We start from the raw sequence: 23,639 nt of genomic DNA, 5'->3' as shown, positions 1-23,639 counted from the left end.
CCGGTAAGCCCCTGGCGTCGCCGTCCCTGTCCATCGACTGTGAGCGATAACATTCCGATAGTCAACCCGCAACTTTCTGGAAACAGCACGCCATGTGGCAGCCGGTGGTGCAGCCGGTTGGCGTCGATGTTGTCGCTAACATCGATGCTCTCCGCACGGTGCGCGCTACTGCAGCGAGAGGTCGTCGACGGAGAAGCCGTCGGTGCCCGACGCCGTCTCCACGTAGAAGGTGGCTCCGGAGAGCGTTCCGCTCCAGGACACCGTCGCCGTGCCGGTGAGCCTCGTCCAGCCGTCGGGGTTCACCGCGGTTCCCGGCGTCAGGGAGACGTAGTTCGTCGTGCCGTTGGCCGTCAGGGCCAGGGTCGCCTTCACGGTCGGCGTCCCGCTCTGGCTCCGCACCCAGAGGGTGGTGGTGTAGCTCCGGCCGTTGGTGAGCTTCGAGGTCACGTCCTGACTGGGACCGTTCCACGACGCCGTACGCCCGCTGACCGACAACGACGCCGCGCCGCCGTGGGCGACCGCGGCGTTCGACGACAGGGTTCCGGCACCCATGACCCCCCAGCCCGACGTGCCGCTCTCCGCGTCACCGTTGGCGATGAGGTTGCCCCCGCCGCTCCCGCCGAACTGCCACCAGTTGACGTTGAAGAGGTTGCCGCTGCCGCCGGTGAACCGCAGGTAGAGGTCGTGGGTGCCGGCGGCGCCGGTCACGGCGCAGGAGGTGTTCGCCCACGTCTGCCAGCCGCCCGTGCCCGGGACGGCGCACCGTCCCACCACCGGGCCGGTGGTGCCGTCGAGGCGCAGTTCGATGGTGCCGCCGCTGGTCGCCGAGGCCACCCGCGCGGTGAACGAGTTCGCCCCCGCACCGAAGTCGACACCCTTGACCTTGATGTAGTCGCCGTTCTCGATCCAGCCGACGTCCATCCCGCCCTCGCTGGCGACCTCGGTCTCGATACCCGACTCCCAGGCGATCGTCTCGGCCTCCTGCCGGTTGTACGGGTTGAGGGCAGCGATCTGGGGCGCCCCGGCGCTGGTCATGGAGATGGTCGGGATCGAGCCGTCGGCGTTGTAGGAGAACTTCTCGACGGCGACCGACCGCGTGAAGCCGCCGCCGCCCGGCAACGCGCCGTTGTGGTAGAAGAAGTACGACCCGCCGTTGAAGTCGACGATGCCGGGGTGGTTGGTGAAGCTGCTGCCCTGGGTCGGCATGACCGTCCCGCGGTAGGTCCACGGTCCGGTGGGGCCGGGCGCCGTCGAGTAGGCGATGAACTCCGAGCAGCACTTCGCCGCGAAGACGTTGTAGTAGAGGCCGTTCCGCTTGTAGACCCAGGGGCCTTCCTCGAACAGCGTCGGTCGGTTCGCGTCGCCGGTGCGGGTGCCGAATCCGGCGGTGGTGAGCGGGATCTTCGTCGGACTGCCCGAGTAGGAGATCATGTCGGCGTTCAGCTTCACGTACCAGAGGTTGGGGTTGCCCCAGTACAGGTAGGCCTGTCCGTCGCTGTCGACGAAGACGGTCGGGTCGATCTCACCGTTGGAGACCAGCGGCCGGCCGATGGCGTCCCGGAAGGGACCGGTCGGGCTGTCGGCCACCGCCACCCCGATGCCCTTCGCGCCGGTCGCCCGGACGGTCATGGGTACGTACCAGTAGAACCTGCCGTTGCGGGCGACGACCTGGCCGGCCCAGGCGTCGGCGCTGGCCCAGCTGAAGCTGGCGAGGTTGAGCGGGGAACCGTGGTCGGTCCAGTTCACCATGTCGGCCGACGACCAGACCCGCCACTCCTTCATGGTGAACCAGGTCGAGCCGTCCTCGTCGTGGCCCGTGTAGAGGTACACCCGGCCGTTGTGCACGAGCGGAGCCGGGTCGGCGGTGTAGATGTGCTGGACGATGGGGTTGTCCGCCCTGGCCACGCCGGGGACGAGAGCGGCGGCGCAGAGCACCGCCGCGACCCAGGCGACGACCCGCCGGATGCGGGCTCTCCCGGGAAGTGGAGGGAACACCCTCATGTCTGCCTCCAGTGGCTGCGGGTTGCTGTCTGATGTGGGGCGGCAGGGCGTCAGAACTGGGCGAAGAATCTCCACACCTCGCCCTTGGTCCACGTCGTGACGCCGCTTTCGGCGTAGGTCCCGTCCACCGGGCCCGGCATGTGGCCGTTGTCGAACGCGGCCCACTGCACGGGGTAGCCGGCACGGCAGCCGGAGTAGGCGGTGGTGACGTGGGTGCGACTGCCGGCCGAGGGCTCCGGTGGGCTCTGCGGCGTGCAGCCGTTGTTCCGGACGAAGGTGTCACGGAGCGCCCGGCCCTGCGCGATGTTGAGCACCGTGTCGCCGATGCCGTGCAGCCCGAAGTACGCGACGGGCTGGGTGCCGCCGCTGCACCCGCTGATCTGCGCGCCGCTGAAGACCGCGACGGCCCGGAAGACGTTCGCCCGGGCGCACGCCAGCGCGTAGCTCATGCCGCCGCCCCAGCTGAATCCGAGGGCGAAGAGCTGCCCGGTGTTGACGCAGAGGGCACCCTCGATCTGCCTGATCATGTCATCGACGAAGGTGACGTCCTCGCCGCCGGAGTTGGCCCAGCCGTTGCCGAGGCCCTGCGGGGCGACGAGGATGGCGCTGTTGTTCGACTGCTCCAGCTGGCCGTAGTAGGACCAGGCGGCGCCGCTCGTGCCCCCCGAGTCGACCTCGTTGGCCGTGCCACCGCGCCAGTGGAACGCGAAGATCAACCGGTACTGGCGGTTGCTGTCGTAGTTGCCGGGGAGGCGCAGGATGTAGCTCCGGCTCTTGCCGCCGCTCAGGATCGTGTGGCTGCCGTTGGACAGACCCGGGGGCCTGCCACAGCCCCCACCGGTGCCGCCGCCGGTCAGCATGACCAGTTCCCACTGTTGGTTGGCGCCGCTCCAGTCCGTGTACTGCACGACGTTGGCGCCGTCGGTGGTCGCGGCGTTCTGGACCTCGACGGCCTTGCCGCTGTTGCGGTTGATGAGGCGTACGTAGCCGCCGGACGAGTCGGCCAACCGGAACTGCTGGTTGGCGCCGTTGTGGTCGCTCCACTGCACGACGGGTGCGCCGTCGGCGGTGGAGCCGCCCGAGACGTCCAGGACCTTGCCGGACCCGCGGGACCTCAGTCGGTAGTAGCCGCCACCGGAGTCCACGAACTGCCACTGCTGGTTGGCGCCGTTGTTGCGGGTCCACTGGGTGACCCGCGCGCCGTCGGCCGTCGACGCGCCGTACACGTCCAGCGCCTTGCCGCTGTTGCGGTTGACCAGGACGTACGAGGCGTTTGTGTCCACCGTCGCCGCCGAGGCGGGCGCCGCGTTCACCGTGACGAGTGCGCCGGCCGCGACGAGCGCCGCCGTTGCCGCGGCCAGTGGCGACCGCCGGCGATGCCCGTGTGGAGCGGTGGAACGGGCCGGACCGTTGACATTCATGAACCACTCCTTCGCTGCGGGTCACGCGCCGGCAGGGTGGACGCGCGCCGCGTGTGTGTGCCGGTGCCGGTGGTGGCGTCAGCACGTCGAGGTGACCTGCGGGCAGGCAGGTGCGGGGGCTCGCGGCTGCAGCGGGCAGGCCGAGCCGGGCCGCCCCCGGGCTGAGCGGGCGCCGCATCGCCCGGCTCCCAGCGTCCCGCTCAGTCCCGCAGCACGCATGTTAGCGATAACAGACGCCATCCTCAATGAATTGCGTCTATGTAAATTGTTCGGGTGTGTCACTCACCAGGACCGGAACCGTAATGCCGAAAACTGTTATCACCGGCGCCTGGGTGGGGTCAGGCGGAGCCGGTCAGCCCGCCAGGGCGGGCCGGATTCGGAATGAGCTGTCGGCGCGGAAGGCGGGGGTGCCGTCCGCCTGGTCCACCCACAACTGCCCATCGCGGTGCCGCAGGAACCAGCCGGGGTAGTTCGACGCTTCCAGCGCCGTGGAGGAGGCGGTCGCGCCGTCGCGCGCGCAGAAGGTGGCGTCACCACGGAACAGCTCGGTCCCGTCGGCGGGGCTGAGCCGCAGCCGCCAGGACGAGTGCCGCAGGTACCGCCCGTCCCCGGCACGGAAGGAGAAGCAGCGGGGGTCGGCCAGGCCCGCGAGCACCGTGAAGGTCGCCTGGCGGCGCGCCGCGTCGGTGCTGTCCGGACCGACCGGCATCAGGACGCCGAGACCGTCGACGGTGGCGACGTACCGTCCGTTTCCGTTTGCCGACTCCAGCGACAGGGGCCGTCCCGCGGTCAGGGACGCGGTACGGCCGGCCGAGGGTCCGGCGGCCGGAGTCGTCCGGGGTGCCGGCTCGGGCACCGCGGCCGCCGGCGGCGAGGACGGGACGGCACGCGGCCCGGACGGCGAGGTCGGTGCCGCGACCGGCGCGGACGCCGGGGGTGGCGGGTGCGTGGGCAGGACCGTCACGGTGGCCGCGGCGCCGGTGGCGACCGCACCGGCGACCACTGTCGCGGCGACGGGGTGCGCCACCACCGCCTGGAGCAGTTGGGCGAGCAGTCCGGCCTTGGCGCCCGCGCCGACACCACCGCCGGATCCGCCGCCGATCGCACCCGACAGGGCGGCCGTGGAAGGGGCGGCCGCGCCGAGCGCGCCCCGGCCGAGCAGCACGGCGGCGAGCCCGACCGGAACGGGGAGCAGGCCGACGCCCAGCAGCAGCCGTTCCGGGGCGATCATGCCACTGTCGGCGCGTGCGCAGCGGCCGCAGGACCGGGTGTGCCGGGCCAACCGCTTGCGCCACAACGGACTCGGGACGCCGTCCCACCCCGCCGCCGCGGCTTCCAGCCCGGCGCACCTCGGTCCGGACTCCAGCGCGGCGACCAGGCCGCGGCTCACGTCGAGTTGATGGCGCATCCGCTGCACCCGCACCGCCGCGTGCGCGACGCTGACGGCCAGGGCCGCCGCCACGTCGGTCCGGGTCAGTTCGCCGGCCGTCTCCAGCCACCACAGGGACAGCAACGCCCGGTCGTCCGGGTCGAGCCATCGACTCGCCCGGACGAGCTGTCGGCGCTGCCCGGACAGCTCCAGGCGCAGCGTCGCCAGGTCCTCGAAGGCGGCGCCGGCATCCGGCAGCCCGGCGGCCTCGTCCAGGGGGGCGGCCCGTCGGGCGGCGACCTGCCGGCGGTGCAGGAGAGTGCTGAGCTGGCGCAGGGCGATCGCCGCCAACCAGGGCCGGAAGCTCTCCGGCGCGTGCAGCTCCGGGAGCCGGCGGACGGCACGCAGCATGGTGTCCTGGACGACGTCGTCGGTGTCCGGGTGCCCGCCGAGCGCGCGGTGCGCGAGGGCGTAGACCAGCGGCAGGCCGGCCGCGATCAACTCGTCCATGGCCCGCCGGTCACCCGCCTGCGCCGCGACCACGAGGTCCGCCTCGTTGGCGCCGGTAGCTCGCATCTTCACGTCGCAGTCACACAACTCGATCCGGGCGGCCGCGTCAAGAAGGGGCGGCCGGGGTGCGAGCCCCGCTGATCCGCGGCCTCATGCGCGACGAGAATTGGCGGCCGAAAAACGTTATGCGGCATGACGGCGACAAGTCGACCCGCCGGAACAGCGTGGTGGTGGATCTCCGCACGGGACGCAACGCATCGACAAACGCCTTAGCTCTTGAATGCGGAGAAACATTCTGGCAACGTTGACGGCCCCGTTGTCCGTGCATTCGGCGCCGCCCGGCACGCCTCGGGATCCCCCGACCACCACCACCCACACCGCATGTCGACCGCCTGTTGTTAGCGCTAACAGCCGGTAGCGACTCCCCACCGGAGGGAACACGCCCATGACCATCAACGGCACGGCCCCACCGACCGCAGGACACCGACGCGGCCGACGTCCGGGGTTGGCCGTCGCCGCCGCCGTGACGCTGCTGGCGAGCGTCGCCGCCGCCGCGGTGACCGCCACCGAGGCGGCCGCGGCGACTGTCGACACGAGTGCCTGGTACGTGCTGCTCAACCGCAACAGCGGCAAGGCCCTCGACGTCTACGGCGCCTCCACCACCGACGGCGCCCGCATCACCCAGTGGACCCGCAACAACGGCACCAACCAGCAATGGCAGTTCGTCGACTCCGGCGGCGGCTACTACCGCCTCAAGTCCCGCAACTCCGGCAAGGTCCTCGACGTCTCCAACCGCGCCACCACCGACGGCGCACCCCTCATCCAATGGACCGACGCCAACGCCACCAACCAACAATTCCAACTCGCCGACTCCGGCGGCTACCTCCGACTCCTCAACCGCAACAGCGGCAAAGCCGTCGAAGTACAGGGAGCCGCCACCACCGACGGCGCCAACATCGTCCAGTACACCGACTGGAACGGCGCCAACCAGCAATGGCAACTCGTCCGGGTCGACACGACCGACCCGACACCCACCACGTCGACACCGCCCGCGACGTCCTACGCCAACCCCGTGGTGTGGCAGGACTTCGCCGACGGCGACATCATCCGGGTCGGTGACGCCTACTACTACTCGGCCTCGACCATGCACTACTCCCCCGGCGCACCGATCCTGCGCTCGTACGACCTGGTGCACTGGGAGTACGCCGGACACTCGGTGCCGAGCCTCGACTTCGGCTCCAGCGCGTACAACCTCACCGGCGGTCGCGCGTACGTCAAGGGCATCTGGGCCTCGGCCTTCAACTACCGCAGGAGCAACAGCACCTACTACTGGATCGGCTGCGTCGAGTTCAACCGCACGTACGTGTACACCTCGACGGCCGTCGACGGCGCCTGGCAGAAACGCTCGCAGATCAACAACTGCTACTACGACACCGGGCTGCTCGTCGACGACAACGACACGATGTACGTCGCCTACGGCAACGGCACCATCAGCGTCGCCCAGCTGTCCGCCGACGGGTTGAGCCAGGTCCGCGCCCAGCAGGTGTTCACCACCCCGTCCAGCGTCGGGACGCTCGAGGGCTCCCGGTTCTACAAGCGCAACGGCTACTACTACATCTTCCTGACCCGCCCCGCCAACGGCCAGTACGTCCTGCGGTCCAGCAGCCCGTTCGGCCCGTACGAGATGCACCAGGTGCTGCTCAACATGCCCGGCCCGATCGCCGGTGGGGGCGTGCCGCACCAGGGCGGCCTCGTGCAGACCCAGAACGGCGACTGGTACTACATGGCCTTCCAGGACGCGTACCCGGGCGGCCGGGTCCCGGTCCTGGCGCCCATCACGTGGACCGCCGACGGGTGGCCCACCGTGCAGACCGTCAACGGGGCCTGGGGCGCCACCTACCCCGCGCCGAACATCCCCGCCTCGTCGAAGACCGTGCGCCCGATGACCGGGGCGGACACCTTCACCGGCAGCGGCCTCGGGCCGCAGTGGGAGTGGAACCACAACCCGGACAACACGAAGTGGTCGACCGGCAGCGGGCTGCGCCTGCAGACCGCGACCGTCACCAACGACCTGTACGCGGCCCGCAACACGCTCACGCACCGCATCCAGGGACCGACGTCCACGGCGACGGTGGAGCTGGACTACTCGGCCATGGCCGACGGCGACCGGTCCGGCCTGGCGATGCTGCGTGACTCCTCGGCGTGGATCGGCGTCCGACGCGACGGCGGCGCCACCCGGGTCACGCTCGTCAACGGCCTGACCATGGACGGCAACTGGAACACCACCGGAATCGGCACCGAGGCGGCCTCCGCCGCGGTCTCCGGCGGCCGGATCTGGCTGCGGGCCACCGCGGACATCCGCCCGGGCACCGGCCGGCAGGCCCGGTTCTCCTACAGCACCGACGGCGTCACCTTCACTGCCCTGGGCCCGGCCTTCACCCTCAACAACGCCTGGCAGTTCTTCATGGGCTACCGCTACGCGATCTTCAACTACGCCACCCGGGCCCTCGGTGGCGCCGTCACCGTCCGCACATTCGACATGACCACCCCCTGACCGCGCACCGCCACCAGCCATGACCCGAAAGGTGTGAAAGATGAGGCAACATCCCCGCCCGCCGCACTGGCGACTCCCGCAGGGGCTACGGGCGATCCTGCTCCTGCTGACGGCGGCGCTTGTCGCGGTCGGCGCCCCACTGGTGATCGCCGGCTCCGCCGACGCGGGCACCACGCTCGGTGCCTCGGCCGCCGAGAAGGGCCGCTACTTCGGCGCCGCCGTCCCGGCGTTCAAGCTGTCGGACGGCCAGTTCACCGGCATCCTGGACCGCGAGTTCAACGCGATCACGCCCGAGAACGAGATGAAGTGGGACGCCACCGAACCGTCCCAGAACCAGTTCCGCTACACCGGCGGCGACCAGATCGTCAGCCACGCCCAGGCCCACAGCATGCGGGTCCGCGGGCACACCCTGCTCTGGCACGCCCAACAACCCGGCTGGGCGCAGAGCCTGTCCGGCACGGCCCTGCGCAACGCCGCCATGAACCACGTCACCCAGGTCGCCACCCACTATCGCGGCCAGATCTACGCCTGGGACGTCGTCAACGAGGCGTTCGCCGACGGCGGCAGCGGCGCCCGCCGGGACTCCAACCTCCAGCGCACCGGCAACGACTGGATCGAGGTCGCCTTCCGCACCGCGCGGGCCGCCGACCCCGCCGCGAAGCTCTGCTACAACGACTACAACACCGACGGGGTCAACGCGAAGTCGACGGGCGTCTACAACATGGTCCGCGACTTCAAGTCCCGCGGCGTGCCCATCGACTGCGTCGGCTTCCAGTCCCACCTCGGCACCACGCTGCCCGGCGACTACCAGGCCAACCTCCAGCGCTTCGCCGACCTCGGCGTCGACGTCCAGATCACCGAACTGGACATCAGCCAGGGCTCCAACCAGGCCAACATGTACGCGGCCGTCACCAAGGCGTGCCTGGCCGTGACCCGCTGCACCGGCATCACCACCTGGGGCGTCCGCGACAGCGACTCCTGGCGCAGCGGTGACAACCCCCTGCTCTTCGACGGCAGCGGCAACAAGAAGCCGGCCTACACCGCCGTGCTAAACGCCCTCAACGCGGGCGGCACCACACCGCCCCCGGGGCCGGTCGACACGAGTGCCTGGTACGTGCTGCTCAACCGCAACAGCGGCAAGGCCCTCGACGTCTACGGCGCCTCCACCACCGACGGCGCCCGCATCACCCAGTGGACCCGCAACAACGGCACCAACCAGCAATGGCAGTTCGTCGACTCCGGCGGCGGCTACTACCGCCTCAAGTCCCGCAACTCCGGCAAGGTCCTCGACGTCTCCAACCGCGCCACCACCGACGGCGCACCCCTCATCCAATGGACCGACGCCAACGCCACCAACCAACAATTCCAACTCGCCGACTCCGGCGGCTACCTCCGACTCCTCAACCGCAACAGCGGCAAAGCCGTCGAAGTACAGGGAGCCGCCACCACCGACGGCGCCAACATCGTCCAGTACACCGACTGGAACGGCGCCAACCAGCAATGGCAACTCGTCCGGGTGGGGTGACGGGCGCGCTCCCCGCAGCCGACGCCGCTGCCCCGGGCGCCTGAGGATCGGCCCGCTGAACCGGATGTCCCGGTGCTCCCGCCCAGGGAGCACCGGGACATCCGCATTCGTACGGCCACGCTGCGAAGCTGTCAGCCGCGCAGGCTCCACTGCTGGTTGGCGCCGCCGTGGCAGTCCCAGAGAACGATCCTCGTCCCGTTGGCGGTGCCCAAGTTGTACGCATCGAGGCAGCGTCCCGACTGGACTCCGCTGATGGTACCGCCGGCGTTGATGTTCCACTGCTGGTTGGCGCCGCCGTTGCAGTCCCAGATGATCACGCGGGTGCCGTTCGCGCCGGCACCGCCCTCGGCGTCCAGGCACTTGGTGCCGTACACCTGCAACTGCCTGGCCGAGGTGTATGTCCAGCGCTGCATGGTGCCGCCCCAGCAGTCGTACAACTGCACCTGGGTGCCGTTGGTGGTGCTGCCGTTCGGGACGTCCAGGCACCGCCCGGACTGCGCGCCCACGACCTGGGTGGCCGAGCCACCGGCGCCACCCGGGGTGCCGATGCTGCCGGGCGCCGCCTGCAGGGCGCTGTACCAGACCGCGGCCATCCTGTCGTAGCCGTTGGCGGTGGGATGGATGCCGTCGATCAGGTCGGCCGTCGTCACGGCGGTGTGCATGTCGACGAGGTGGACGTGCCTGCCGGCGTTCACCTTGCTCTGCACGATGCCCGGGATGGCCGCGTTGAAGCCGCGCACGGCTGATTCCTGGCCGCTGTTGGCCAACGGGGTCAGCTGCGCGACGAACACCTCGGCCCCGGGGGCGGTGCTCGTGATGTGGTCGATAAGCGCGGAGAGCCGGTTCGGCGCGCCGGCGACGTTGTAGTTCTGCAGGATGTCGTTGGTGCCGATGTGCAGCAGAACGGTGTGCGGCTGGTAGGTGTTCAGCCAGCCGACGATGTTGGCGTCGATCTGGTCGATGCGCCAGCCGGGGTGGCCCTCGTGGTCGTGGTCCCCGAGAGCGGCGGGCCCGTTGTACTGGGACCCGACGAAGTCGGTGGTGTACCGGCCGTTGGCGAGGCGCTGCCACAGGCCGATGCGGTAGCCGCCGGGCACCTGGGTGCCCTCGGTGATCGAGTCACCGAGCGGCATCACCCGTACCCCACCGTTGGATTCCGCGCCGGCCGGGCCGGCCTGGGCCACCGCGCCGGTGACCAGGACGGCCGTTGCGGCGCACCCCGCGAGCCATCGTGCCGTTGTGCGCATGATCGTTCCTTCCCGGTAGCCGCTGGTCGGGGCGTCAGCCCCGGCTCCACTTCTGGTCGTTGCCGCCGCTGCAGGCGGCCAGCAAGCGCTGACTCGGCTGGCGCCACAGCCCCGGAGGCGGGGACCCCGACCAAATGTTATCGATAACATCGATGCTTGCTGATTAAATCACATGGGCTTCGACGACGCCGCATCCCGACGGCCGGCCATGCCCGCATCACGCAGGGCCGTCACGGTACGATCGGGCGGCCGGGCGTTCTCTGAGGAGGCGGAATGGCCGGATGGCTGGTGTCGGACAGCGCGGCCCGGCGGATGTACGCCGGCGGCCGGGGCGACGCCACGGCCCGGCGGTTCGCGCGGTTCTGGGCGGCGGTGTTCCGCCTGGGCCTGGCACCGAAGCGGTGGGTGACCTTGGAGGTTCCCGGGCGTCGCACCGGCCGGGTCACCGGTTTCCCACTGGGCATGGCCGACCACGACGGCCACTGGTTCCTGGTGTCGATGCTCGGCGAGCAGTGCAACTGGGTCCGCAACGTGCGGGCGAACGGTGGCCGGGCGATCATCCACCGGCGTCGTCGAACGCCCTGCCGGTTGGTCGAGGTGCCGGCCGGCGACCGCGCGCCGATCCTGCGGCGCTACGTGCGGAAGGCGCCGGGCGCTCGCCCGCACATCCCCGTGGACCCGGCCGCGCCCGTGAGCGAGTTCGAGGCCGTGGCTGCGCGCTACCCCGTGTTCCGGGTCGAGCGCCGGCCCGGCTGACCCGGCACCGCGGCGGTTCCGCCGGCCCGCGACCGGTCCGAGGCGTGACCCACGGGCTCGTCCTCGGACCGGCCGGAGGGCCGACGGCGGTGGCGGCTCAGCCGCAGTTGCCCCAGCTGGACCGGCCGGCGCCCTGCCAGCTCGTGCCGTACAGGACCTCACCGCGGTACATCACACACTTGTCGACGGCGGAACGCTGGATCGCGGCGTAGTACTTGTAGCTCCCGGAGTCGTCGACCCAGGAGCTGCCCTCCACCCGGATCCCCGCGGAGACGCCGGTCGTCGAGCCGACGGCGACCCGCTTGAGGGTGGCGACGCAGTTGTAGCCGCTCGCGCCGTTGTACATGAGGTAGACGTCGCCCACCTTGGTGCCGTCCGAGGCGTAGATCGACCGGTGCCCGTCACTGGCGTAGGCCCACGAGCCACCGAAGTCGTTGTTGCACGCCTGGGCCGCCGTGAACGGATTCGTCGCCGCCCGCGCTGGCGAGGCGAGTGTCACCGCGGCAACGGTCGCGGTGACACTCGCAATGGCCAGTCGTCGCGCTGATGCACGCACACATTCCTCCAGATGCTCCGGCGCGGAGACCGCGCGCACGAGCCACCATGATCCCACAGTGGACGGTCGGCAAGATCAAAGGCCGAGCGCGACGGGTGTACGCCGCGCCAGCTTTGCGCGGTGCGCGGGTGGTTCCTGTTCGGGGCGTCGCGCCGCACCTGACCTCGTCTGTCGTCCCGCGCCACGGATGAGCGCCGGACCGCCCGCTCATCCCCTCCTGGCCCGACCGCGTAGTTCGGGCAGGCCGGAGGATGTCCCGACTGTGCCGGTTCACCGTTGGAGCGCCGATCGTCACGGGCGCGGAAGCCTCGCGGACGGGCACAAGGCGGCCGAAGGAGTGCCGGCCGGGCCCAGGCCGGAATTCCCGCCCCTCCGCGGACCACTTTCGGCAACCGGGCCGGCGCCGCACGCATGGCGATTACGGTGCATTGACGTGACCATCATCAGGATCGTCGCGGTGGCGCTCAGCGCCCTGGTGACCACACCCGTCGCGCCCGCGGCACCGGCGCAGGCGGCCGCGCCGTACGTGCCCTGCCCGGCCGTGAAGCCGCCGGTGCCCCCGCCCGCCGCACCGTCGCCGCCACCAGTCGCACCCGCGGACCTGGCCGTCGGCGGGCAGTCGCTGGCGACGGCCGGACTGTCCATTCCGGCCGGCGCGCCGGCGGCCCCGGCGGTGACCGCCACCTCGTGGGTCGTGGCCGACCTCGACAGCGGCACGGTGCTGGGCGGGTGCGGCCCGCACGAACACCGGACGCCGGCCAGCGTGCAGAAGATGCTGCTCGCCGCGGCCCTGATGCCCCACCTCGACCCGAAACAGGTGGTCGAGGTGACGCGGGCGGACCTCCAGGACCTCGATCCGGCAAGTTCGGTGATGGGGCTGGTGCCGGGCGGCCGCTACTCGGTCGAGAGCCTGTGGCTGGGGCTCCTCCTCCGATCGGGGAACGACGCCGCCAACGTGCTGGCCCGCGTCGGGGGCGGCGCCGCCGGCCGGCAGGGCGGGGTGCAGGCGATGAACGAGGAGGCGCACCGCCTGGGCGCCAACCAGACCCACGCGGCGACACCGTCCGGCCTGGACGGTCCCGGTCAGTACACCAGCGCGTACGACCTGGCGCTGATCGCGCGCGCCACCTACGCCCGCGCGGACTTCCGGCGGTACGTCGCCACCCGGGTGGCGGAGATACCGGCCGAGCCGGGCCGGCCCGGGTTCGCCATCACCCACGACAACACGCTGCTGGACCACTACCCGGGAACGCTCGGCGGGAAGACGGGCTTCACCGACCTGGCACGGCAGACGTACGTGGGGGTGGCCGAACGCGACGGCCGGCGGCTCGCCGTCACCCTGCTCGGCGCGGAGACCGCGCCGCTGGGCAGCCTCGGCGAGGCCGCGGCGCTGCTGAACTGGGGATTCGCGCTTCCCTCCGGCGCGTCGGTCGGTCGCCTGGTGACACCGGACGAGAAGAAGCCCGACCGCCCCGTCGCCCAGCAGGTCAGAGCCGAGCAGCACGGGCAGGCTCGGACCGGGCGGTCGATGCCGTGGCTGATCATCCTCGGCCCCGGCGCGGCCGGCGCCCTGGCCGTCCTGCTCCTGGCGGTCCCCTGGCGACGGAGGGCGGCGCGCGCGGCGGCCAGACCGTAGCCGGGCGGTTGCGTACATTGCGGAGGTCACGCCGCCGCGAAGAGGAGAGCCATGTCGAAGCCGCCGCTGCCCGAACCCGCGATCACCATGCTCCGGAAGGCGAACCCCGCCGTCATCGCCACGGTCCGACCCGACGGCCAGCCGGTCTCCGCGGCCACCTGGTACCTGTGGAAGGACGGCCGGATCCTGGTGAACATGGACGAGGGCCGCCGCCGGCTGGACCACATCCGCAACGACCCCCGGGTCACCCTGACGGTGCTGGACGAGCAGGCCTGGTACACGCATGTCACGATCGTCGGGCGGGTCGTCGAACTCCACGACGACGAGGACCTGGCCGACATCGACCGGCTCGCCGAGCACTACACGGGGAGGGCGTATCCGCGGCGGGACCGCCGTCGGGTCAGCGCGCTGATCGAGATCGACCGCTGGCACGGGTGGGGTGCGCTCAAGGACAACAACCAGATCGGCTGACCCGACGCGTCGGGGCCGCGCCCATAGGCTGGACGGATCGGGTCGGTGTCCGGTGCCGGCCCCGCTCGGGGAGACCGCGATGAGCGAGAGCGCCCGGCGACCGGCTCCGGCCGGGGCCCACGGCGACGACGGGTGGCTGACCGAGGTGGCCCGTGGGGCCAGCGCCGACGCCGGCGGCGTGCCGGTGGAACTGCTCGGCGACTACCTGCGGCTGTTGACCGAGGCGGCGATGACCGGCCGCCGCCCGCGCCGCGGCGAACTCGACGCGGTGGGCGCGCTCGGCCGGCGCGCCGCCGAGCAGGGCGTGTCCGCGGGCCGGGCGGTCCGTCTCTACCTGTCCGCGGCACGGCGGCTGTGGCGGCACCTGCCGCACCTGGCCCGGTCCACCGACAGCGAGACGGTACGCGCGGCGGCGGACGCCGTGCTCCACGTGGTCGACACCGCGGTGGCCACTCTCGCCGAGGGCTACGCGGCGGCCCGACGGGAACTGGTCCGCCGCGAGGAGACGCTGCGCCGGGAACTCGTCGACGACCTGCTGCGTGGGGACTCCGACCTCGGTGGGTTGGTGGAGCGTGCCGAGCCGTTCGGGCTGGATCTGGCCCGGGTGCACCAGGTCGCGCTCGCCTCGCCGGGTCATCGGCTGCCGGACACCGAGACGGCGATCAGCGCGCTGGAGAGGGTCATCTTCGACCGGCTGGGTGACCGGGACGTGCTGGTGGCCACGAAGGAGGGGCTGCTCGTGGTGATCGCCCCGGCGGACACGGTGGCGCCCGGCCGGGGCGGGGGCGACGGTGGGTCGGTGGCGGATCTGGGCCGGCTGATGCACGGCGAGTTGGACCGCCTGGTGCGGGGCCGGCCGTGGCAGGTGGCGGTGGGCCGCCCGCACCCGGGTGTCTACGGCATCGCCCGCTCCTACGAGGAGGCCCGCGAGGCGCTGACCACGGCGCGCCGACTGCACGCCGACACACCGGTGATCGACGCCCACGACCTGCTGATCTACCGCGTCCTGCTGCGGGACCAGGCGGCCATGGTGGACCTCGTGCAGGCGGTGTTGGCACCGCTGGGTCAGGCGGGGCGGTGTCGAGCCGCTGCTGGACACGCTGAACGAGTACTTCGCCTGCGGCGAGGTCGCCACCGAGGCGGCCCGCCGCCTGCACGTGTCCGTCCGCACCGTCACCTATCGGCTGGACCGGATCCGGGCGCTGAGCGGCTACGACCCGGCCGATCCCCGGGACCGGTTCACCCTGCACGCCGCCGTGCTCGGCGCGCGGGCCCTGGACTGGCCGCGCCGGCCGCTGGCGGCCTAGCGGCTCAGGCCGCGACGGCGACCAGTTCCGGGAAGCCGAGCAGGGCGGCCAACGCGCTGGCCTCGCTCCGGGTGAGGGTGAGGCTGACCATGCGGTCGGGATCGTCGGGGTCGTCGTGGACGATGTCCCGGCGGTCGCCCACCTGGTACTCCACGATGCCGATCCGGCGGCCCTGTCCGGTGGTGAAGGTGTGTCGTACCCCGATGCCGGGCAGCGTCGTGCGTTCGATGTTCACAGGGAGCGCTCCTTGCGGGACGGCTGCCAGGGCCGGCCGGGAGCGGGTCGGCGCTACGGCAACGCGGTGGACTGTCGAGCGGCTGTCCCGAACCGCCGGACACCGCGCCGGAGCCCCGAGACAGGGACGCCTCCCGGAGCCGACCCCCGGAAGCGAGACGACCACGACCGGTGACGGTGGCCGGACGGGAAGCGATGACGCCCTCCGGCGGCCGGCAATCGGGCGCGCTGTTATTTGCCGGCCACGCGCAATGCCAACCCTCTGCTTGCGGGCGACGCTGGAGGTCCGACGCGGTACCCGAACCAACAGCGAGGAGGCGGTGATGACGACCCGCACGCCGGTGGCCACGCCGCCCGTGTCCGCCTGTCGTCCGCCGCTGTCCCGGCTCGGACCGGCCCGGATTCCCGGTCCGGCCGGCGGCGGCCCCGTCCCGGACCGCCACGTTCCCCCGCCGCCGGCGGACCGCCGACGCCCGTGACGCCGGAAGGCTGACGCCGTCGAGCGCGGCGGCCTGACGGTCGCCCGCGGACGGGCCCGGCCACCCCGTCCCCCCGCATCCCGCGCCGTCCACCGGACGGCTGTGCACCGCTACGTAAATGAGGTCGGTATGTCCGGCAACGCCACTTCCGTTCACGTTCCCGCCCGCACCGGCATGCTCGTCGGCCGGTCCCACACCACCCGCCCGGTCGTGGCCGTCCGCCCCGAGCCGATCGCCGTGGACCTCGGCAGCGCCCAGCTGCGGATCTGGCTGGGACCCGGCGGGGTGCTGAGCGTGCCGGTCGGCCAGGGCCTGCGGACACCTGTCGTGCGGCGTGGCCGGGTCGTCGACGGCCCGGCCTGCGCCACCGAGCTGCGGCGGCTGCTGCGCGACCAGCGCACCCCGGTGCCGGTGGGGGCGCTCGTCGTGGCGTGCCGTCCGGTACTCGCCACCCCGGCCGACCAGGAGGCGACGCGCCGCGTGCTCAACGCCGTACTCGCGCCGTCCCGGCTGCTCTTCGTCGACAGCGTGCGCGCGGGCGCCATCGGCGCCGGCGCCGCCGCCGGCACCCTCCTGCTCGCCGACATCGGCGCCCAGCTCACGGAGGTGGCCCTGCTGGAGGACGGGCGGGTGGTCGCCGCCCGGCGCGCCGAGGTCGGCACCCGCGACCTGAACCACGCGGTGACCGCCGCCATGCTCGCCGAGACCACGACCCGGCTGATCCGCGAGTTGCGACAGGAGCCCGCGTTGCGGCCGCTGGTCCGCGCCTCCCTGGGCCGGGGCGTGATCGTGGTCGGGGACGGAGCCACCCGACCCGACCTCACGGCCCGGCTGGTCGCCACGCTGGGCGCGACGGTGCACCGTGCCGCGTCACCGCGTACCGCCGCGCTGACCGGCGCCGGTATGGCCGCCGTCGCGGCGATCCGACACCCCGCGAGCGACTGAACCAGACCTTCCACCGGAGAGGACCACGACCATGACAGACACCCTCGACGACCGCACCGAGACGCTGCGGGACGTGCTGGAACGCCAGTTCGTCGAGCACACCGACCAGCTGACGGAGCTGACGCTGCTCTCGCGGCAGCGTGGCCACGGCGGCCACGACCCGGACACCCTGCGCCGGCTCATCGAGGCGGCCCAGCAGGGCGTCGCCGACACCGCCCAGGCGCTGAAGCGCATGTCCGAGGGCACCTACGGCGTCTGCGAGGGCTGCGGCCGGGACATCCCGACGGCTCGGCTGGAGATCCGGCCCTCGGCCCGGTTCTGCGTACCGTGCCAGCAGCGTGGCTGACCGGCCGGCCGGCGGCGCCGGCGCGTCAGGCTGTCAGCACCGCCACACGCGCGGGCCGGCGTTCTCCGCGCCGTCGCCGCCGGGCCGCGCCAGGCCCACGACCAGCCCGGTGTCGGACACGGCCACGGCCAGGCCGGTCCGCCCGCCGGGCACCCGCAGCTCGACCGCCGCCCCGTCGCGCAGGAGGACGCCGGCGGCCACCACCCAGCCGGAGGTGTTGACCGCGTCGCCGGGACCGTCGGCCGTCAGCCGGGTGAGCGCGCCGGTCCGCAGGTTCCACAGGGCCGCGGACCGGGACGGCCACAGGCCGCCCGTCGCCCAGTCGCCCTGTGCCGCGTAGCCGGCCGCCGTCTCGCCGGCCGGCGCCGCCAGCTTCCGGCCCTTGCCCTGCTGATCCCAGGCGTACGCCGCGCTCGCGACGCCGTCCCGGTACAGCGCGCCGACGACGGTCCCGTCGTCGGTGATGTCGAAGGCGTTGGCGCCGGCCGGGAGCGGCAGCTTCACCGCCTGCGTCGCGCCCGCCCGCCAGAGCAGCACGACGCTGTCCTCGCCACCGGAGTTGCCGCTCGGCTCGGCGTTGATGACGACGTCGCCGGCCGCGTTGATCGCCGGCCTCGGGTACACGTGCCAGTTCCCCGGCGGGGTGCGCAGCCGCGTGGAAGCACCGTGCTGGTAGCGGAAGACGTACTCCTGTCGCCCGTCCTGGACCAGGCCGACCGCGACGCCGGCGGCGTTGACGGCGGTCACCTCGACGGACCTGCCGGGCACCGGGAGCGCCTGCGGCTTCCCGTCGGTCCACAGGACCGGCCGGAAGTCCTGTCCGACGACGTCGTTGCCGACCACGTACCGTCCGGTGGGGTCGACGCCGGCGGCCGTGACGTTCCTCATCCCGGCCGGAAGGGGCAGTTCGCTCGGCTGGCACGGGGCGGGCGCGGCCGCCGCGGTGGTGCCCGCGCCGGTCGGACCGGTGGCGCCCGGCGAGGCGCCCGCCGGCGCGGCGTCGGGCCGCGTGCCCGCCGTCGTCAGGACCGACGGCGCCGTGAGCAGCAGGGCTGTCGCCAGCGCCACGCCTCCGGCCCCCGCCACCGAGCGGCGGCGAAAGGCGCGCCGGCGGCCGGCGCGCACCAGCCCGTCGATCTCGATCCGGCTGGCCGGCACCTCGATCGCGCGCAGCCGTTCCCGCAGTTCCTGTTCGTCGTTCATGGCCGAGCCCCTTCCCCCTGTGCGATCACGACCGGACGCCCGGTGCCCAGCACCTCGCGCAGCGCGGCGAGCCCCCGCGCGCACTGGCTCTTGACGTTGCCCGCCGAGCAGCCGAGAGCCTCCGCGGTCGCCTCGACGGAGAGGTCGCCGAAGTAGCGCAGCACCACGACCGCGCGCTGCCCCGGCGGCAGCGAGCGCAACGCCGCCAGCAGCACGTCCCGCTCCTCGATGCCCTGTTCCGCGGGGACGGGGAGATCCGGCAGCCGGTCTCCGAGCAGCACTCTCGTCCACCCGCGCCGCCGCTCGTCGAGGTACCGGCGCACGAGGATCCGGTGCACGTAGCCGTCGAGGTTGTCGGCGCCGGCGGCCCGCTGCCAGTTGAGGTAGAGGGCGGTGAGCGTCGCCTGGACGATGTCGTCCGCCTGGAAGGCGTCGGCGCAGAGGAGGTACGCGGTGCGGTGCAGCCGCGGTAACCGCGCTGTCACGTACTCGACGTACTCCCGTTCGAGGTCGGGCCGCATGCTGCTCCCCTGTCCTGCCGGCGTGGGCCGTGGCGCTCCGGTCGTCTCTATGTCGGCGGCCGCCGGGAGGAAGGTTGCACCAGGTCCGACGTCGCCGCGATACATCAAACCGATTTGATGTATCTTCTGAGGCATGGATGCGTCCGGGCCGGCCCCTCCCGCCTTCCTGCGGTTGGCCGCCCATCCGTTGCGCTGGCGGCTGCTGACCGAGCTGGCCGGCAGCGACCTGCGGGTCCGGGAGCTGGCCACGCTCACCGGCGAGGCGCAGAACCTGGTGTCCTACCACCTGCGGCTGCTGCGCGACGGCGGTCTGGTCGCCGCCACCCGGAGCAGCTTCGACGGCCGCGACAGCTACTACCACCTCGATCTGGACCGCTGCGCCGAAGGGCTCGCCGGTGCGGGTGCCGCCCTGCACCCGGCCCTGCGTCCGGTCATCGGCCCACCACCGCCGCCTGTCCGCCCCCGGCGGTCGCGCCGCCTCGCCGTGCTGTTCGTCTGCACGGGCAACAGCGGCCGCTCACCGATCGCGGAGGCCCTGCTCCGCCGGCACACGGCGGGACGCGTCGAGGCGGTCAGCGCCGGGAGCCGACCGGGCCCGCGACTGCACCCCGGCGGCGTGCGGGTACTGCGCGACCAGTACGGCATCGACGTGGCCGACCAACGCCCGCGCCACCTGGACACCCTGGCCGGCCGCCGGTTCGACTACGTGATCACGCTGTGCGACCGCGCCCGCGAGGTCTGCCCCGAGTTCCCGCGGCACCCACGCCGCATCCACTGGAGCATCCCCGACCCCGCGTCGGCGGGCGACGGCGAGCAGGCCGGCCACCCGGCCTTCACCCGCACCGCGGCCGACATCGACACCCGCATCCGCCATCTGCTACCCGTCCTCGAGCAAGGGGGTCCGCCATGACCGGAAGCCACGAGTACGCCAGCGTCCGCTACCTGGTCGACGACGTCGCCGCAGCCGTCGACTTCTACACCACCCACCTCGACTTCCGGTTGGGCGCCGACGCCGCACCCGCCTTCGCCGAGGTGCTCCGCGGCCCCCTGCGGCTGCTGCTGTCCGGGCCCGCCAGCTCGGGCGCCCGGGCCACGCCGGAGGACGCCGCCGAGCCCGGCCGCAACCGTCCACCTCGTCGTCGACGACCTGGCCGCCCAGATCGAGCGGCACCGGGCGGCCGGGCTGCCGTTCCGCAGCGACGTCGTCGCCGGCCCGGGTGGGCGGCAGATCCTGCTGGCCGACCCCGCGGGCAACCTGATCGAACTGTTCCAACCGGCGGCGGCCGCACCGTGACCGCCCGCCGCGATCCGTTCAGCGCGGAGCACCGGCGTCGACCCGGCACGGCTCGCGGTCCGGCACCTCCACGCGGCGCGGTTCGGTGAGCGGGTGCCGCGTTCGGGACGCGCGGCGGGACAGCAGGCCTCCGGTCAGTGCGGCGGCGAGGGCGGCCAGCCCGGCCGCCGCGAAGCCGCCCGCCGGCACGGAGGCGTCGATCGCCACCCCGACGAGGGGGGAGCCGAGCGCGAATCCCGCGCTCTGCGCCGAGGACTGGAGACCGGTGGCCTCGCCCCGCGCGCCGGCCGGCGCCAGCCGGCTCACCGCGTCGGCCACCGTGGACAGGGTCGGCGCGGTGAGAATCCCGGCGCCCACCACGGCCGCGCACAACCAGGGCCAGTCGTGGGCGAGACCGGCGGGAATCGTCACGAGCCCCAGCAGGCCGAGCAGCAACCAGGTGGGCAGCGGCCGGGGCAGCGCGCCGTAGACAAGCCCGCCGGCGACGGAGGAGACGCCGAAGACGGCCACGACCACGGCGGCCCACGAGACCTGGCCCGCCTCCTGGAGCGTGGCGACGATGGCGAGGTCCACGCCACTGAGCAGCGTCGTGGCGCCGAACGCCATCGTCAGCACGGCGACCATGCCGGTGCCGAGCCACTCCCGGCGCGGGGGCCGCCGGCCCGCCCCGGCAGCCGCCTCGCCCTCGGCGCGCAGCGGCGGGTCGAGCACGGCGATCCCGACTCCGCCGGCCGCGACGGCGGCGCCGACCCCCCAGGCCACCGCCGAGGGGGACGCTTCGGCCGCACCCACGATCACCACCGCGGGGCCCACGAGGTACGACAACTCGCCCTGCACCGATTCCAGCGCGAACGCGGTCCGGCGGTGTTCCGCCGTCGTCATCGCGGCGATCGCCTGCCTGGTCACCGCCTGGGCCGGCACCATCAGCAGACCCGCCACGAAGGCGGCGCCGAGCAGGATCCCGTACGGCAGGTGCGGCACGCTCAGCCAGAACACGACCTGCACCGCGACCGTGGCCAGCAGGACGGTACGCAGGCCCCGCCGGTCGATCATGCGGCCGAGCAGCGGCCCGCCCAGTGCCACCCCGGCGGTCAGCGCCCCCGCCACACCGCCCGCCGCGGCGTAACTCAGGCCGAGGCCGAGCACCACGTACATCGTCAGCGCGAGCACGTCAGCCGTGATCGCGGCGCGGGCCAGCAGCGACACGCCCAGCAGCGCCGCCATCCCGGGCAGGGCGAGCACGTCCCGGTATCTCGTCACCACCCGACGCTAGATCGTCCATCGCGCCATAGGAACCGCTTATTTTGTTGGGGCTTGCATAATGGGTTCTTATGGCAAGGGATCTGGAAACCGCGTTGCTGCGCACCTTCGTCACCGCCGTGCGGGCGGGGAGCATCAGCCGCGCCGCGACCGCGCTCGGGCAGACCCAGCCCGCCCTCAGCCAGCAGTTGCGCAAGCTGGAGAGCGTCGTCGGCCGTCCGCTGCTCCACCGGTCGCCGTCCGGTGTCTCGCCGACCCGGGCGGGCGCGGAACTCCTGCCGTACGCCGAACGCATCCTCTCGCTGTCCGCGCAGGCGCTCACCGAGACCGGGCGCGCGCTCACCGGCCGCTGCGGCATCGGGCTGCTCGAAGACCTCGCCGCGTCGCGGCTTCCGCAGGCCCTCGCCGACCTCGCCCGGCTGCACCCCGGCGCGAGGCTGGAGGTGCTCAGCCTCTCCGACAGCGCGATGCGGGAGGCGTACGACGGGGGCCGGGTCCAACTCGTGCTCGACGAGGCGCCGGACCTCCCCGGGCCGGCGCGCTGGACGGTACGCCGCCCGCTGGTCTGGGCCGTCGGTCAGGGGGTGGACGTGACGGCCGATCCGCTGCCGGTGGTGCTGTTCTCGGGCACCTGCTCCTGGCGTACGTCGGTGCTGGAGACGCTGGAACGCGCCGACCGGCCCTGGCGGGTGGCGTTCGAGAGCAACAGCCTGGTCGGGGTGCTCGCCGCGCTACGGGCCGGACTCGGCGTCGCGGCGCTCATGCCCGCGAACCTCGAACCGGCCATGGCCTGCCACGACGCGGGGGGCCTGCCCACCCTGCCGGACGTCGAACTGGGTCTCGCGCGGCACCCCCGCAGCGACGGTGATCCGCTGATCGACGCCGTGGAGACCGCGCTACGACGCATGATCTGAGTTCCGCGGCCGGTCTGCGTCATCCGTGCGGGCCGGCGCGTCGGCGGCGGCTCGGACGAAGGCACGGACCAGCGGCGTCACACCGGTGCGGCGCCACACCGGCGCATAGCGCAGGACCGGTCCGTCGACGATGGGCAGGAAGGTGATGTCCCGGCGCACCCGGGAGACGGCCGAGTACGACCCGACGGGCGAGATGACACCGCCGGCGCTGATCGCCGTGAACGCCTCGGCGAGGGTGGCCACGGCGGCTCCGAGGCGGACCGGTCGCCCGGCCGGTGTCACGGACGGAGTGTGCGCCTCCCAGACGTAGTCCGGGACGGGCCCGTCCGGATACACCACCGGGTAGTCGCCGAGATCCTCCATCTCGACCTGGCCCCGCCCGGCGAGTGGGTGATCGGGCGCGACGGCGAGCACCAGCGGCTCGGTGAACAGCTCGGGTCCCACGGCGAGGTCGGGCTCGCGGACCGGCAGCCAGATCACCCCGACGTCCAGCCGGCCGGAGCGCAACCCGCCGAACGGGTCGCTGGGAAGGATCTCGCGCATGCGCAGCTCACACTGCGGATGCCGCTGCCGGAACAGGTCGAGAACGGAAGCGATCTCCTGGGCCTGCGCGTCGAACGTGCCGACGGTCAGGGTGCCGACCTGCCCACGAGCGGTGGCGGAAGCCTCGTCGAGGCCGGCCATGATCTCGCCGTAACCCACGTCGAGCCGGGTACGGAGCCGCTCGCCGAGCGGGGTGAGCCGCACGCTCCGGCTCGTCCGCTCGAACAGGGCGCCGCCGATCCGGCGCTCCTGCTGCTTGATCGACTGGCTGACGCGCGCCTGGGACACCCGGAGACGTTCGGCCGTACGCCCGAAGTGCAGCTCTTCGGCGAGCGTGAGGAAGATTTCGATGTCCCGCAGCTCCACTCGGCCGTCTCTCCCCCGTCCTCGGCGCGTCCGCGACCCGTCCTGACGTACGCGGCCCAGAAGTCTACGGCGGTGGCGGGGACGCGACCGTGGAGCCGCGGGTGGCGGTGAGCGATAACCCGTGGCTTATGCGGCGGTGCGATCTTCGGCGTTGTTCGGCACCGCCGGCGCGGCGATCGTG

The 23,639-nt window shown here is 72.7% G+C and carries 20 protein-coding genes and 1 pseudogene; 11 read left to right on the top strand and 10 right to left on the bottom strand.

All coding sequences use genetic code 11. The features are described from left to right. Positions 1–165 precede the first annotated feature (165 nt). The 3 genes from GA0070603_RS30830 to GA0070603_RS30820 all read right to left on the bottom strand — a co-directional run bounded on the left by GA0070603_RS30830 (position 166) and on the right by GA0070603_RS30820 (position 5,367). The gene (locus GA0070603_RS30830) at positions 166–2,001 is read right to left on the bottom strand and encodes a family 43 glycosylhydrolase (RefSeq protein WP_091321247.1); all 1,836 of its coding nucleotides are present in this window, start codon (positions 1,999–2,001) and stop codon (positions 166–168) included. A 50-nt stretch (positions 2,002–2,051) separates the two neighbouring features. Continuing rightward, the gene (locus GA0070603_RS30825; RefSeq protein WP_091321245.1) at positions 2,052–3,422 is read right to left on the bottom strand and encodes an RICIN domain-containing protein; all 1,371 of its coding nucleotides are present in this window, start codon (positions 3,420–3,422) and stop codon (positions 2,052–2,054) included. 352 nt (positions 3,423–3,774) lie between these two features. Beyond that, positions 3,775–5,367, bottom strand: a complete 1,593-nt coding sequence (locus tag GA0070603_RS30820; protein WP_091322472.1) for a sigma-70 family RNA polymerase sigma factor — start codon at positions 5,365–5,367, stop codon at positions 3,775–3,777. A 379-nt stretch (positions 5,368–5,746) separates the two neighbouring features. Here GA0070603_RS30820 and GA0070603_RS30815 point away from each other — a divergent pair, with 379 nt between their 5' ends. Next, complete coding sequence (locus GA0070603_RS30815; protein ID WP_091321243.1) at positions 5,747–7,855, top strand: family 43 glycosylhydrolase; 2,109 nt, start codon at positions 5,747–5,749, stop codon at positions 7,853–7,855. A 40-nt stretch (positions 7,856–7,895) separates the two neighbouring features. Then, entirely contained in the window at positions 7,896–9,380 is a 1,485-nt protein-coding gene (locus tag GA0070603_RS30810) for an endo-1,4-beta-xylanase (protein WP_091321240.1), read from the top strand. Between the two features lie 131 nt (positions 9,381–9,511). Here GA0070603_RS30810 and GA0070603_RS30805 read toward each other — a convergent pair whose 3' ends face one another. Next, on the bottom strand, positions 9,512–10,627 hold the full coding sequence (locus GA0070603_RS30805) for an RICIN domain-containing protein (RefSeq protein ID WP_091321238.1): 1,116 nt from the start codon (positions 10,625–10,627) through the stop codon (positions 9,512–9,514). A 273-nt stretch (positions 10,628–10,900) separates the two neighbouring features. Between GA0070603_RS30805 and GA0070603_RS30800 the strand changes: the two genes are divergently transcribed. After that, entirely contained in the window at positions 10,901–11,383 is a 483-nt protein-coding gene (locus tag GA0070603_RS30800; RefSeq protein ID WP_244282664.1) for a nitroreductase/quinone reductase family protein, read from the top strand. 97 nt (positions 11,384–11,480) lie between these two features. Here the strand turns inward: GA0070603_RS30800 and GA0070603_RS30795 are convergent, their stop codons facing one another. Further along, complete coding sequence (locus GA0070603_RS30795) at positions 11,481–11,882, bottom strand: hypothetical protein (protein ID WP_091321236.1); 402 nt, start codon at positions 11,880–11,882, stop codon at positions 11,481–11,483. A 490-nt stretch (positions 11,883–12,372) separates the two neighbouring features. On the opposite strand from GA0070603_RS30795, the gene GA0070603_RS30790 reads away from it, so the two are divergent. From GA0070603_RS30790 to GA0070603_RS32280, 4 genes and pseudogenes are all read left to right on the top strand, one after another. Further along, positions 12,373–13,575: a D-alanyl-D-alanine carboxypeptidase family protein gene (locus GA0070603_RS30790; RefSeq protein ID WP_091321235.1), complete on the top strand. Its 1,203-nt coding sequence runs from the start codon at positions 12,373–12,375 to the stop codon at positions 13,573–13,575. Between the two features lie 51 nt (positions 13,576–13,626). After that, entirely contained in the window at positions 13,627–14,046 is a 420-nt protein-coding gene (locus GA0070603_RS30785) for a PPOX class F420-dependent oxidoreductase (RefSeq protein ID WP_091321232.1), read from the top strand. Positions 14,047–14,125: 79 nt separating this feature from the next. Next, positions 14,126–14,926: pseudogene (locus GA0070603_RS32285) on the top strand (RsbRD N-terminal domain-containing protein); the annotation flags it as partial. Positions 14,927–15,134: 208 nt separating this feature from the next. Further along, positions 15,135–15,353, top strand: a complete 219-nt coding sequence (locus GA0070603_RS32280) for a helix-turn-helix domain-containing protein (RefSeq protein WP_341864957.1) — start codon at positions 15,135–15,137, stop codon at positions 15,351–15,353. 4 nt (positions 15,354–15,357) lie between these two features. Here GA0070603_RS32280 and GA0070603_RS30775 read toward each other — a convergent pair whose 3' ends face one another. Then, a complete protein-coding gene (locus GA0070603_RS30775) occupies positions 15,358–15,588 on the bottom strand; it encodes a cation:proton antiporter regulatory subunit (RefSeq protein WP_091321229.1) in 231 nt (76 codons plus the stop codon). 607 nt (positions 15,589–16,195) lie between these two features. Between GA0070603_RS30775 and GA0070603_RS30770 the strand changes: the two genes are divergently transcribed. Beyond that, the gene (locus tag GA0070603_RS30770; protein ID WP_091321226.1) at positions 16,196–17,011 is read left to right on the top strand and encodes a rod shape-determining protein; all 816 of its coding nucleotides are present in this window, start codon (positions 16,196–16,198) and stop codon (positions 17,009–17,011) included. Between the two features lie 31 nt (positions 17,012–17,042). Continuing rightward, entirely contained in the window at positions 17,043–17,357 is a 315-nt protein-coding gene (locus tag GA0070603_RS30765; protein WP_091321225.1) for a TraR/DksA family transcriptional regulator, read from the top strand. Between the two features lie 33 nt (positions 17,358–17,390). On the opposite strand, the gene GA0070603_RS30760 is transcribed toward GA0070603_RS30765, so the two are convergent. Both GA0070603_RS30760 and GA0070603_RS30755 read right to left on the bottom strand, forming a co-directional pair. After that, entirely contained in the window at positions 17,391–18,560 is a 1,170-nt protein-coding gene (locus tag GA0070603_RS30760; RefSeq protein ID WP_091321223.1) for a hypothetical protein, read from the bottom strand. Beyond that, positions 18,557–19,081 carry a SigE family RNA polymerase sigma factor gene (locus tag GA0070603_RS30755; RefSeq protein WP_091321221.1) on the bottom strand — a complete coding sequence of 175 codons (525 nt, stop codon included), beginning with the start codon at positions 19,079–19,081 and terminating at the stop codon, positions 18,557–18,559. The genes GA0070603_RS30760 and GA0070603_RS30755 overlap by 4 nt, the downstream gene beginning before the upstream one ends. 133 nt (positions 19,082–19,214) lie before the next feature. Here GA0070603_RS30755 and GA0070603_RS30750 point away from each other — a divergent pair, with 133 nt between their 5' ends. Further along, entirely contained in the window at positions 19,215–19,991 is a 777-nt protein-coding gene (locus GA0070603_RS30750) for an arsenate reductase/protein-tyrosine-phosphatase family protein (protein WP_091321219.1), read from the top strand. Between the two features lie 402 nt (positions 19,992–20,393). Here GA0070603_RS30750 and GA0070603_RS30740 read toward each other — a convergent pair whose 3' ends face one another. Next, positions 20,394–21,635, bottom strand: a complete 1,242-nt coding sequence (locus tag GA0070603_RS30740) for an MFS transporter (protein WP_091322469.1) — start codon at positions 21,633–21,635, stop codon at positions 20,394–20,396. 71 nt (positions 21,636–21,706) lie between these two features. On the opposite strand from GA0070603_RS30740, the gene GA0070603_RS30735 reads away from it, so the two are divergent. Beyond that, a complete protein-coding gene (locus tag GA0070603_RS30735) occupies positions 21,707–22,549 on the top strand; it encodes a LysR family transcriptional regulator (RefSeq protein ID WP_091321217.1) in 843 nt (280 codons plus the stop codon). On the opposite strand, the gene GA0070603_RS30730 is transcribed toward GA0070603_RS30735, so the two are convergent. Then, positions 22,532–23,458, bottom strand: a complete 927-nt coding sequence (locus GA0070603_RS30730; protein ID WP_091321215.1) for a LysR family transcriptional regulator — start codon at positions 23,456–23,458, stop codon at positions 22,532–22,534. The genes GA0070603_RS30735 and GA0070603_RS30730 overlap by 18 nt on opposite strands. Positions 23,459–23,639: the final 181 nt, after the last annotated feature.

It is taken from the genome of Micromonospora chersina, from assembly GCF_900091475.1.
Taxonomy (GTDB): domain Bacteria; phylum Actinomycetota; class Actinomycetes; order Mycobacteriales; family Micromonosporaceae; genus Micromonospora; species Micromonospora chersina.
The sequence above is the reverse complement of the archived record's forward strand: the minus strand, read 5'-3'. Positions and strand labels throughout refer to the sequence as shown.

Excerpts from the sequence above, each read along its gene's own strand:
- GA0070603_RS30830 (WP_091321247.1), bottom strand. The coding sequence starts at position 2,001 with ATGAGGGTGTTCCCTCCACTTCCCGGGAGAGCCCGCATCCGGCGGGTC.
- GA0070603_RS30825 (WP_091321245.1), bottom strand. The coding sequence starts at position 3,422 with ATGAATGTCAACGGTCCGGCCCGTTCCACCGCTCCACACGGGCATCGC.
- GA0070603_RS30820 (WP_091322472.1), bottom strand. The coding sequence starts at position 5,367 with ATGCGAGCTACCGGCGCCAACGAGGCGGACCTCGTGGTCGCGGCGCAG.
- GA0070603_RS30815 (WP_091321243.1), top strand. The coding sequence starts at position 5,747 with ATGACCATCAACGGCACGGCCCCACCGACCGCAGGACACCGACGCGGC.
- GA0070603_RS30810 (WP_091321240.1), top strand. The coding sequence starts at position 7,896 with ATGAGGCAACATCCCCGCCCGCCGCACTGGCGACTCCCGCAGGGGCTA.
- GA0070603_RS30805 (WP_091321238.1), bottom strand. The coding sequence starts at position 10,627 with ATGCGCACAACGGCACGATGGCTCGCGGGGTGCGCCGCAACGGCCGTC.
- GA0070603_RS30800 (WP_244282664.1), top strand. The coding sequence starts at position 10,901 with ATGGCCGGATGGCTGGTGTCGGACAGCGCGGCCCGGCGGATGTACGCC.
- GA0070603_RS30785 (WP_091321232.1), top strand. The coding sequence starts at position 13,627 with ATGTCGAAGCCGCCGCTGCCCGAACCCGCGATCACCATGCTCCGGAAG.
- GA0070603_RS30770 (WP_091321226.1), top strand. The coding sequence starts at position 16,196 with ATGTCCGGCAACGCCACTTCCGTTCACGTTCCCGCCCGCACCGGCATG.
- GA0070603_RS30765 (WP_091321225.1), top strand. The coding sequence starts at position 17,043 with ATGACAGACACCCTCGACGACCGCACCGAGACGCTGCGGGACGTGCTG.
- GA0070603_RS30760 (WP_091321223.1), bottom strand. The coding sequence starts at position 18,560 with ATGAACGACGAACAGGAACTGCGGGAACGGCTGCGCGCGATCGAGGTG.
- GA0070603_RS30755 (WP_091321221.1), bottom strand. The coding sequence starts at position 19,081 with ATGCGGCCCGACCTCGAACGGGAGTACGTCGAGTACGTGACAGCGCGG.
- GA0070603_RS30750 (WP_091321219.1), top strand. The coding sequence starts at position 19,215 with ATGGATGCGTCCGGGCCGGCCCCTCCCGCCTTCCTGCGGTTGGCCGCC.
- GA0070603_RS30735 (WP_091321217.1), top strand. The coding sequence starts at position 21,707 with ATGGCAAGGGATCTGGAAACCGCGTTGCTGCGCACCTTCGTCACCGCC.